The sequence below is a fragment of the Microbacterium sp. genome, assembly GCF_049661145.1.
Taxonomy (GTDB): Bacteria; Actinomycetota; Actinomycetes; order Actinomycetales; family Microbacteriaceae; genus Microbacterium.
Genome location: NZ_JBASZT010000381.1, coordinates 1 through 10,779, shown reverse-complemented (window position 1 = coordinate 10,779; position 10,779 = coordinate 1). Strand labels below are relative to the sequence as shown.

The following is a 10,779-nucleotide window of genomic DNA, read 5'->3' as shown; positions in this document are numbered from 1 at the left end:
GCTCGGTGCCGCGCGCCGCGACAGGCGCTCGACCCGCTCGATGGCGGCGCGCGCCGCCCACCAGGCCTCGCCCTCCGATAGCGGGCCGGTCACCGAGGGGATGTCGTGGATCTCGCCGACGCCGATGCCGAATCGCAGTTCTATCCCCACGGGGACAGCGAGCTGCACGAGGAGCGTCGTGGCGATCGCGGTGGACAGATCGGGATAGATCCCCTGCAGTTCGTCGCCCACCGTCGGGAGCAGCTCGCGCTGCGCCGTCGGGGTCTCTTCGGCGACCTCGGCGAGCGCCGCCTCGAGGGTGCGCTGGGCCGACGGACGGTCCGGGATCTGCTTGGATCCGACGATGTCGGCGATGATGACGGCGACCATGCCATCAGGGTCTCACTGATGTTCGAAAAAGATCAAGACTTTCCTAATATTTCAGAGTGTATCACTCTTATGCTTATCGAAACGAGAGGATCGACGATCGCGATCGACCGCGGGACGGACCCTTTTCTGCACTGCGTCAGTTGCCTCTGCACTGTGTCAGTCGCTGCCCAGGGCACGGGCCGCCACCTGCGCGCGGACGATGAGCTCGGCCCGCTGCTCCGCGACCCGCACCGGCGCGGTGCCGCCAGCACCCGTGCGACTGGCGACCGAGCCCTCGATCGTGAGCACGTCCCGCACCGCAGGCGTCAGCTGCGCAGATACCTCGCCGAGGAGCGCATCGTCGGCATCCTCGAGCCCGATGCCCTGCTCTTCGCACGCGCGCACCAAGGAACCCGAGATCTCGTGGGCCTCGCGGAAAGGCACCCCCTGCTTGACGAGCCACTCCGCGACATCGGTCGCGAGCGAGAACCCCGCCGGGGCAAGCTGCGCCATCCGGTCGGTGTCGAAGCGTAGCGTCGCGACCATGCCGGCGAACGCCGGAAGGACGACCTCGAGCGTCGTGACGGAGTCGAAGACGGGCTCCTTGTCTTCCTGCAGGTCGCGATTGTACGCGAGCGGCAACGCCTTGAGTGTCGCGAGCAGGCCCGAGAGGTTGCCGATCAGGCGTCCGGCCTTGCCGCGGGCCAGCTCCGCGATGTCGGGGTTCTTCTTCTGCGGCATGATGCTCGACCCGGTCGAGTAGCTGTCGTCGAGGGTCACGAAGCCGAACTCGCGCGTGTTCCAGATGATGATGTCCTCGGCGAAACGCGAGACGTCGACGGCGATCATCGCGGCGATGAACGCGAACTCCGCCACGACATCGCGGGCGCTCGTGCCATCGAGCGAGTTCTCGGCAGGTCGCGCGAGCCCCAGCCGGTCGGCGACCAGTTGCGGATCGAGGCCGAGGGTGGCGCCGGCGAGCGCACCGCCGCCGTACGGCGACACCGAGGCGCGCACGGACCAGTCCCGCAGGCGCTCCAGGTCGCGCACGAGCGGCCACGCGTGCGCCTGCAGATGATGTGCGAGCAGGATCGGCTGCGCGTGCTGCAGGTGGGTACGGCCGGGCATGATGGATGCCGGGTGCGCCTCGGCCTGCGCGACGATCGCGTCGATCACCCGCAGGATGTCTCGAGCGATGACGCGGGAATGGTCGAGGAGATAGAGCCGAACGAGGGTAGCGATCTGGTCGTTGCGGCTGCGGCCCGCGCGGAGCCGGCCGCCGAGGTCGGCCCCGACCTCAGCGATGAGCGCGGCCTCGAGGGCGCCGTGTACGTCTTCGTCGGCGGGGTGAGCGGTGAGCGTGCCGTCCGCGATGGCCGCCGCGAGGGCGTCGAGGCCCGCGTGCATGCGCTGCTCCTCGTCGGCGTTGAGGTAGCCGGCGGCCGCGAGAGCGGCGGCATGGGCGTGCGAGCCCGCGATGTCGTACGGGGCGAGCACCCAGTCGAACTGGGTCGAACGGCTCAGCGCGGCGAGTTCGGGCGAGGGCCCAGAGGCGAAGCGGGCGCCCCACAGCGCGCCCTCGTTGGTGCCGTCGTGCGTGGTGTCGCTCACCGCACCAGCCTAGCGATGGCGCGGCGCGCGGCTCGTCGCGCAGCAGTGGTGACTGCGGCATCCCTGCTTCGGTTCGGAGGCGTCGATCGGTGGGTCGGATGTCGGAGCATCAGCAATTCGGCGCCTCCGAACGATGGCGCCAGGTGACTCAGTGCGGCGCGAGCCGCCGCGCGATGGCGGCGAGCAGGCGCTCCAGGGGGCCGCGCCCGAACACCAATGCCCAGGCCGTGCAGAACGCCAACGTCACGAGCACGAACGGCCAGAACGGATCCAGCGCCCGGAACCCGAACAGGTCGCCGGTGTCGCCGAGCACGGTGGCGGCGATCGCGGCCCATGCCACGATCTGACCGACATATGCGGTAAGCGGCATCGAACCGACCGCGCGCAGCGGCAGCACCACGCCGGTCGCGCGCGTCCGGCAGATCAGCACGCACGCCCCGACCGTCGCGAGCGCTCCCCCGCCGGACCCGGCGACCTCGAGCAGACCGCCGGAGTGCGCCTCGTCCGCCAGCACGCGACCGAGATACCCATCTGGATCGAGGTTCCCGAGCAGCGGAGGAGCGGATGCCGCAGTCGCCGCGATCGTCGCCCCGACACCGCCCCCGACCAGCCACCACGCGGTGCGCCGCTCACCCACGCCCGAGCGGCCCGCGGCAAGTCCTGCGATGAGGAACGCCGCCCACAGCACGAACGGATAGTGCCAGCCCAGCAGGCGCGACAGATCGCCGCCCGTGGGCGTCTGCCATAGAGGCAACGCGTCGAGCCGGGGCAGGACCCACGGCATCCCCAGCCCGATCACGGCGGCGAAGATCCACAGGCTGCGGGCGCGCAGACGCAGGAGTGGCAGTGCGATGAGGAAGAGCACGGCGTAGGCGGGCAGGATGACGTAGACGGGCACGCCCGTCGCGATCAGCAGCAGTCCGATCAGCCACACCAGCACCGCCCGCACGACCAGTCGTCGCCGCGCGACGCTGAGCGTCCGTCCCCCGATCGGATGCGGTCCACCCGTCATCAGGGCGATCGACACCCCGGCGAGGGTCGCGAACAGGATCGAGGAACGGCCGTTCGCGATATCGATCCAGGTCTCGGGCCGGGCGAGGTCGAAGGGTTCGATCGTCAGCAGGTGCGCGGCGAACATGCCGAAGACGGCAAGTCCGCGGGCGAGGTCGATGCCCTGAATGCGGCCCGGGGCATCGAGCGAGGTTGCGGCGTTTCGACGCGCTCGCTGCGCTCGCTCGCTCAACGACCGGCTTCCACTACGGCTGCCGCAGCAGCCAGACCAGCAGCGCCTTCTGGGCGTGGAGCCGATTCTCCGCCTCGTCCCAGACGACGCTCTGCGGGCCGTCGATGACCTCGGCATCCACCTCGTAGCCGCGATCGGCCGGGAGGCAGTGGATGAAGATCGCGTCCGGCTTCGCGAGCGACATCGTCTCCTGCGTCACCTTGTAGCGCCCGAGGTCGTGGACGCGCTGGATCTTCTCCTCCTCTTTGCCCATCGACACCCACGTGTCGGTCACGATGACATCGGCGCCGGCAGCGGCCTCGTCGGGGTCGGTGTACAGCGTCACCGAGCCGCCGGTGGCTGCCGCGATGCGGTCGGCATCGGCGACGACGTCGTCGCGCGGTGCGTACGCCTCCGGCGACGCGACACGCACGTGCATCCCCGCCGTCACGCACGCGAGAACGTACGAGTGCCCCATGTTGGAGGTGCCGTCGCCGAAGAACGACAGCGTCATGCCCTTGAGTTCGCCCTTGTGCTCACGGATCGTGAGCAGGTCGGCCAGCAGCTGACACGGGTGGAAGTCGTCGCTCAGGGCGTTGACGACCGGCACCGTGGTGCCGCGCGCCATCTCCTCCAGCCCCGCCTGCGCGTACGTGCGCCAGACGATCGCCGCGACCTGGCGCTCCAGCACGCGAGCCGTGTCGGAGGGGGTCTCCTTGCCGCCGAGCTGGCTGTTGGCGGTCGAGATTATCAGCGGGGAGCCGCCGAGGTCGGCGATGCCGACGGCGAACGAGACGCGCGTGCGCGTCGAACTCTTGTCGAAGATCACGGCGACCGTCTGCGGGCCGTCGAGAGGCTTGAGCTTCCAGCGATCCTTCTTCAGCGAGACGGCGAGATCGAGGATCTCGGACTGCTCGGCGGGGCTCAGGTCGTCGTCGCGCAGCAGATGACGGGTCATGCCGATTCCTCTCCAGGAGCATCGAGCACGAGCGCGTCCTCGACGGTGCGCAGCGCGCGGGTGAACAGGTCGATGAACTCGTCGATCTCGACGTCGCCGATCGTGAGCGCCGGGGCGAGCCGCACGGTCGAGTCGTTCGCGGCGTTGATGACCAGTCCGTGCTGGTGCGCCGCCGCGACGACGGTGCCGGCGAGGGGATGCCGCAGGCCCACGCCGATGAGGAGGCCTTGACCGCGGCATCCGTCGATCAAGGGCGACCCGATCGCCTCGATCGCCTCGCGCAACTGCGCCCCGCGGAAGGCGGCGTTCTCGACGAGCCCGGCGCGCTCGATCTCGCCGAGGACGGCCACCGCGGTCGCCGTCGCGAGCGCGTTGCCGCCGAAGGTCGAGCCGTGCGTGCCCGGATAGAACAGCTCGCTCGCGGCACCGAACGTGATGAGGGCTCCGATGGGGAACCCCCCGCCGATGCCCTTCGCGACGGTGATCGCGTCGGGTGTGATGCCCTCGTGCTGGAACGCGAACCACGCGCCGGTGCGTCCCGCGCCGGTCTGGATCTCGTCGACGATCAGCAGCGCACCGTGCCGGGCCGTGATCTCGCGTGCCGCGGCCAGGAACCCTTCGGGCAGCGGAATGACTCCCGCCTCGCCCTTGATGGGCTCGAGGAATAGCGCCGCGACACGGTCGTCCATGGCCTGCTCCAGCGCCTCGACGGTCGAGTCGAGGTACTCGACGCCCGGCACCATCGGCAGGAACGGCGCCTGCATGTACGGCTTGCCGGTGAGGGCGAGCGTGCCCATCGTGCGCCCGTGGAACCCGTCCTGCAGCGCCAGGATGCGGGGTCGGGTGTCGACGCCGTCGGCATCCCGCCCGTGCAGCCGGGCGAGCTTGAACGCCGCCTCGTTCGCCTCGGCGCCGGAGTTGCCGAAGTAGACGCGTCCTGTCGGGCCAGTGCCGGCGAGCCGCTTGAGCAGGGCGGCGAGCGCCAGCTGCGGCGGGGTCGCGAAGTAGTTCGACACCTGCGCGAGCGTCGCCGCCTGGTGCGCGACCGCTTCGACGAATACCGGGTGCGCGTGACCGAGCGAGGTCACGGCGATCCCGGCGAGAAAGTCGAGGTAGCGGATGCCGTCGGCATCCCACAGCGAAGAGCCCTCGCCGCGGACGAACAGCGCGCCGCGCGCGGCCGTGTTGTGCACAAGGTCGCGCGCCGCGGCATCCTGCCAGGACTTCGCGATGTCTTCGTCTGCTGCGGCGTCCGCCGCGGTTCCGGGGTTCATCCGGCCACCACCTCTGTTCCGATTCCCTGTTCCGTGAAGATCTCCACCAGCACCGAGTGGGGCTGGCGGCCGTCGATGATCGCCGCCGTGTCGACGCCGCCGTCGACCGCGTCGAGGCACGCCTGCATCTTCGGGATCATCCCTGATTCCAGGCTCGGCAGCATGTCGCGCAGCTCGCTCGCCGTCAGATGCGAGACGAGCGAGTCGCGGTTCGGCCAGTCGGCGTAGAGCCCGGGCACGTCGGTGAGCACGACGAGCTTGGTCGCGCCCAGCGCGACGGCGAGGGCGGATGCCGCGGCATCCGCGTTGACGTTGAGCGAATGTCCCGGGCGGTCGAGGTCCGGCGCGATCGAGGAGACGACCGGGATGCGGTCCGCCGCGAGCTGGTCGAGCACGGGCTGCGGATCGACCTCGACGACGTCGCCGACGTGCCCGAGGTCATGCTCCGCGCCGTCGACGACGACGCCACGGCGTCGGCCGCGGAACAGCCCCGCGTCTTCGCCCGACAAGCCGGTCGCGAACGGGCCGAACGCGTTGATGCGGCCGACCAGCTGCGGGTTGATCTGGCCGGTGAGCACCATGCGGACGACGTCGATCGCCTCGGTCGAGGTGACGCGGTAGCCGCCCTTGAACTCGCTCGGGATCGACAACCGGTCGAGCATCCGCGAGATCTGCGGCCCGCCGCCGTGCACGACGACCGGCTTGACGCCGACGAAGCGGAGGTAGGCGATGTCCTGCGCGAATGCGTCCTGGAGCTCTTCTGAGACCATCGCGTTGCCGCCGTACTTGACGACGATGATCTGGTCGCGGAACCGCTGCAGCCACGGCAGCGACTCGATGAGCACGGCGGCCTTCTCGGCCGCCTGCTCGGGCGTCGTGTGCTGGATCGGCCGGTTCACGAGGAGTACGCGCTGTTCTCGTGGACGTAGTCGTGCGTCAGGTCGTTCGTGAAGATCGTGGCCGCGGCATCCCCCGCCTTGAGGTCGATGACGACGCTCGTGGCGCGCGGCGTGAGGTCGACCTCTTCGCGCGGGCGGTCGGGGGCTCCGGCGGAGCACAGCCGGACGCCGTTGAAGGTGACGTCGACCTCGTAGGGGTCGAAGGCCGCGTGCGTCGTGCCGATGGCGGCGAGCACACGGCCCCAGTTCGGGTCATTGCCGAAGATCGCGGCCTTGAAGAGGTTGTTGCGGGCGACCGAGCGACCGACCTCGACGGCATCGTCCTCGGATGCCGCGTTCACGACCTCGATCGTGATGTCGTGGCTGGCGCCTTCCGCGTCGCCCTGGAGCTTGACCGCGAGGGCGGTGCAGACCTCGGTGAGCGCGGCGCCGAACGCGGCGGCGTCGGGGGTGACGCCGGAGGCGCCGCTGACCAGCAGCGTCACCTGGTCGTTGGTCGACATGCAGCCGTCCGAGTCCAGCCGGTCGAAGCTGACGCGGGTCGCCGCGCGCAGGTGCGCGTCCGCCTGCGCGGCGGTCAGCACGGCGTCGGTGGTGATGACGACGAGCATCGTGGCGAGGCCCGGCGCGAGCATGCCGGCGCCCTTGGCCATCGCGCCGATGGTCCAGCCGTCGCCGTGGATGGTGACGGTCTTGGCGACGGTGTCGGTCGTCATGATGGCGTGGGCGGCGTCGGGGCCGCTGTCGGGGCTCAGCGCCGCGATGGCCTGCGCCGTGCCGTCGAGCACCTTGGCGCGAAACGTCTCGTCGCCGCTGCCGATCAGGCCCGTCGAGCAGACGAGGATGTCGCCGGGGCCGACGCCGAGCAGTTCCGCCGCCCGCTCGGCCGTCTGGTGCGTGGTCTGGAAGCCGAAGCTGCCGGTGAAGCAGTTCGCTCCCCCGGAGTTCAGCACGATGGCCTCGGCGACGCCGTCGGCGATGACCTGCTGCGACCACAGGATCGGATTGGCCTTCGCGCGGTTGGAGGTGAAGACGGCGGCAGCGACCTTGAGCGGGCCGCGGTTGACGACGACGGCGACGTCGGGCTTGCCGGTGGACTTGAGGCCGACGGCGACGCCCGCCGCCTCGAAGCCTGCCGGGGCGGTGACGCCCTGGTCTGCCGGCTGCGCGGCATCGAGCTGCGCTGCATCGGGGGCGGCGGGGGCGGGGGGCGGGGTGACGCTCACGGGGCGACTCCGTTCACGGTCAGGCCCGTGGTCTCGGGGAGGCCGAGGGCGAGGTTCATGGATTGGACGGCGGCGCCCGCCGTCCCCTTGACGAGGTTGTCGACGGCGGCGACCACGACGACGCGACCTGCGGCCCGGTCGATCGCGAGTCCCAGCAGGGCCGTGTTCGCGCCGAGGACGTCGGCCGTGCGCGGGAAGCGCCCCTCGGGGAGCAGTTGCACGAAGGGCTCGTCGGCGTATGCCCGCTCCCACGCGCCACGGATGTCGGCATCCGTGGCACCCACCGCGATGGGGGCTGTGGAGGTGGCGAGGATGCCGCGGGCCATCGGCACGATGACCGGGGTGAACGAGATGCGGACGTCGCCTGCCGCGCCGGCGCCGACGAGCGCCTGCCGGATCTCGGGGATGTGACGATGCGTGCCGCCGACGGCATATGGATTCGCGGTGCCGAGGATCTCGGCGGCCAGCAGGTTCGTCTTGAGGCTCTTGCCGGCGCCCGACGGCCCGACGGCCAGCACGCTGACGATGTCCGACGGATCGATGACTCCCGCCGCGACTCCGGGCGCGAGACTCAGCGCCACCGTCGACGCGTTGCAGCCGGGCGCGGCGATGCGGGTCGCTCCGACGAGGGCGGCCCGCTGCTTGCCGGCGGCGGTGACGAGCTCGGGGACGCCGTAGGTCCACGGCTCGTGGAAGGTGCCGCCGTAGAAGGCGTCCCAGGCGTCCTGCGAGGTGAGTCGGTGGTCGGCGCCGGCGTCGATGACGAGCGGAACCTCCGCGAGCGCCTCGGTGTACTGACCGGACTGGCCGTGCGGCAGCGCGAGGAACACGATGTCGTGGCCGGCGAGTACCTCGGGGGTCGTCGGCTGCAGCGTGAGATGTTGCAGCGACCGCAGGTGCGGCTGGTGGTCGATGAGCGGGTCGCCAGCGTTGGAGTGGGCGGTGACGGTGCGGATCTCGATGTCGGGGTGGGCGGCGAGCAGCCGCAGGATCTCCCCGCCCGCATAGCCGGAGGCGCCGGAGACGGCGACCGAGTAGGTCATTGTTCAACCTTAGATCTGGGAACGGTGGGCTCGGAATCGGCGACGCCCACGGCTCGACCCGGTTCGCGGCGCGTCCGCGGGGAGCTTGCAGGGTCGCCTAGAGTCGGCGGCCGGCCAGACGTCGGCGCGCGCGGAGCACCGTCGAGACGGTGATCGCGGCCGAAGACATGCCGCGACGATATCGCGCGGGCTTCGCGAACCGCAAATCGACGGGACGGGACGCCGCGGTCACGAACGCGCGCCCCGGCATCCGCCGCCGCCTCCCCTCACCTCCCTTGCTCCTCATGGAGACAGGAGATCTCAGCAAAACAGGACGTGTGAACGTCAACACGTCCTGTCTCCGTGACTTTTCCTGCCTCGGTGATGCCGGGCGGCAGCGGCAGTGGCGGGCCGGGCGGATGCCGCGATCACCGGCGCGCGGGGCCGGCAGCTCCGTCCGCGCGCAGCGCGGCGATGAGAGCAAGCTCTTCTTCGCGGGTGAGACCCGACTCTCGCGGCCGGTCCAGCCCGCGGGCGCGCTCGTCTTCGAGAACGCGCTGCAGTGTCTCTCGCAGCGGGCGCAGCCGGCCGCCGAGCAGGCGGTATGCGGCGTTCGACCGTGTCGCGAAACCGGGCAGGCCGTCGGGCAGCCACAGCGGCAGGGAGCGCGGTCCCGCCCAGTACGACACGCCCTGTACCTCGAGCCACTCCGGCGGGGCCGCGACGACGTCGCCGGTGTGTCCTGCGACGGCGCGCGCCTGGGCGAGGACGGCAGCGAGCGGCAGCGAGTCGCCGACCGCGTTGACCGCACCGGTGAACCACTCGCCACCAAGGGCGACGACGGCCGCCGCGAGGTCATCCACGTCGATCACCTGCACCCGCCCGTCCGGGTCGTCCGGCACAAGAACCGGCCCGTCGGCGGCGAGCGCGAAGCGCGACGGCCAGTACCCGAAGCGGTCGGTCGGATCGCCGGGAGCCACGATCAACCCCGGACGCACAATCGCCCCGCGGTGGGCGAATGCGCCGCGAACGGCGGCCTCAGCAGCAGACTTCTCGCGCGCGTAGTCGTAGGGATCGCCGGGTTCGGCAGCGGCCGCCAGCTCGGCCGACTCGTCGGCATCCGGTATGTCGTTCGCGGCATACACGGACACGCTCGACACGTAAGTGATGTGGCGTGCGACCGGCCGCAACGCGGCGACCGCGGCGCGCACATGATCGGCGCGCGAGGAGATGTCGACGAGCTCGTCCCACTGCCGGTCCCGCACCGCGTCGTATGCACCATCGTCCTCACGGTCGGCGACGACGAGCCGCGCGCCGTAGGGTGCGTCGCGGCCGCCGCGAGCGAGGCACGTCACGGCGGCTCCGGCATCCATCCAGCGCTCTGCGATGCGCGCACCGAGCCACCCCGTGCCGCCGAGGATCAGGACGTCGGTCATGTCGTCGGGAACGCCTTGATCCGCATGAGGAGGTCGGGCCCGGTGCGCTCGAGCGTGCGTCCGCCGAGGTGGATCCCGAGGACGATCGCGCCGACGCCGACCGCCATCGCGACCAGCAGCGAGAGCCAGCCCAGCATCGCGGAACCGGTGACGAGCGCGGAGATTGTAAGCCCGATCGAGGGGATGCTGACGAGGACGCACGCCCCGAGCACGAGAAACACCATCAGTCCGCTCACGAACGTCTGACCGGGCGCCGTCTTGAACGGGCTGTCGCCGGCGGCGGGGACCGGCGTGACGATGAGCGCCGACGAGACGGCGGTGACGCCGTATCCGGCCAGCAACAGGCCGAGTGCCGCGCCGAGGATCGCCGGCAACTGCCCGGGCAGGCCGGCGATCGCGCTCGTGACGACCGCGACGAGCACGGTCAGCGGCACACCGACGCACGCCGCTCCGAACACCCGTCCGAGCCGGTCGTCCCGACCGCGGATCGGAGCCGACAGCGCGGCTGCGAACGCCGTGCCGTCGTACGAGACGTCGGTGTACCCGGCGATGCACAGGATGAAGGCGACGAACACGGCGGATGCCGCGAACATGAAACCCTGCGTACCGCCGGTGAACGCGAACAGCACGGGAAAGATCGGCACGACGATGAGCTGCCTCAGATAGCGGGGGTCGCGCAGCCAGCCCGTGAGAGAGCGGGCCCACGTGGCTCCCACCCCGCCGGTGGGCAGGCGCCCGAACCACCCCAGTGCGCCGGGCTTGACGACTCTCGCGGCGCTGCGG

General features: G+C 70.9%; 9 protein-coding genes and 1 pseudogene. All 10 read right to left on the bottom strand.

The window, feature by feature from the left end:
* Positions 1–369, bottom strand: a 369-nt coding sequence (locus tag WBP48_RS15655) for a SatD family protein (protein ID WP_424441683.1), incomplete at its 3' end; no start/stop codon positions are given.
* 156 nt (positions 370–525) lie between these two features.
* On the bottom strand, positions 526–1,959 hold the full coding sequence (gene argH / locus WBP48_RS15650; protein WP_424441682.1) for an argininosuccinate lyase: 1,434 nt from the start codon (positions 1,957–1,959) through the stop codon (positions 526–528).
* Positions 1,960–2,107: 148 nt separating this feature from the next.
* Positions 2,108–3,202 carry a heparan-alpha-glucosaminide N-acetyltransferase domain-containing protein gene (locus WBP48_RS15645; RefSeq protein WP_424441681.1) on the bottom strand — a complete coding sequence of 365 codons (1,095 nt, stop codon included), beginning with the start codon at positions 3,200–3,202 and terminating at the stop codon, positions 2,108–2,110.
* A 13-nt stretch (positions 3,203–3,215) separates the two neighbouring features.
* Positions 3,216–4,139, bottom strand: coding sequence for an ornithine carbamoyltransferase (argF, locus tag WBP48_RS15640; RefSeq protein WP_424441680.1), 924 nt, complete (start codon positions 4,137–4,139; stop codon positions 3,216–3,218).
* Complete coding sequence (locus WBP48_RS15635; protein ID WP_424441679.1) at positions 4,136–5,413, bottom strand: acetylornithine transaminase; 1,278 nt, start codon at positions 5,411–5,413, stop codon at positions 4,136–4,138. The genes argF and WBP48_RS15635 overlap by 4 nt, the downstream gene beginning before the upstream one ends.
* Positions 5,410–6,312: an acetylglutamate kinase gene (gene argB / locus WBP48_RS15630; RefSeq protein ID WP_424441678.1), complete on the bottom strand. Its 903-nt coding sequence runs from the start codon at positions 6,310–6,312 to the stop codon at positions 5,410–5,412. Before argB ends, WBP48_RS15635 begins: the two co-directional genes overlap by 4 nt.
* A complete protein-coding gene (gene argJ, locus WBP48_RS15625; protein ID WP_424441677.1) occupies positions 6,309–7,538 on the bottom strand; it encodes a bifunctional glutamate N-acetyltransferase/amino-acid acetyltransferase ArgJ in 1,230 nt (409 codons plus the stop codon). Before argJ ends, argB begins: the two co-directional genes overlap by 4 nt.
* Positions 7,535–8,581, bottom strand: coding sequence for an N-acetyl-gamma-glutamyl-phosphate reductase (argC, locus tag WBP48_RS15620; RefSeq protein ID WP_424441676.1), 1,047 nt, complete (start codon positions 8,579–8,581; stop codon positions 7,535–7,537). Before argC ends, argJ begins: the two co-directional genes overlap by 4 nt.
* Before the next feature lie 407 nt (positions 8,582–8,988).
* A complete protein-coding gene (locus tag WBP48_RS15615) occupies positions 8,989–9,996 on the bottom strand; it encodes an NAD-dependent epimerase/dehydratase family protein (RefSeq protein ID WP_424441675.1) in 1,008 nt (335 codons plus the stop codon).
* Positions 9,993–10,779 (bottom strand): annotated as a pseudogene (locus WBP48_RS15610) (hypothetical protein); the annotation flags it as partial. The pseudogene WBP48_RS15610 and the gene WBP48_RS15615, both read right to left, overlap by 4 nt.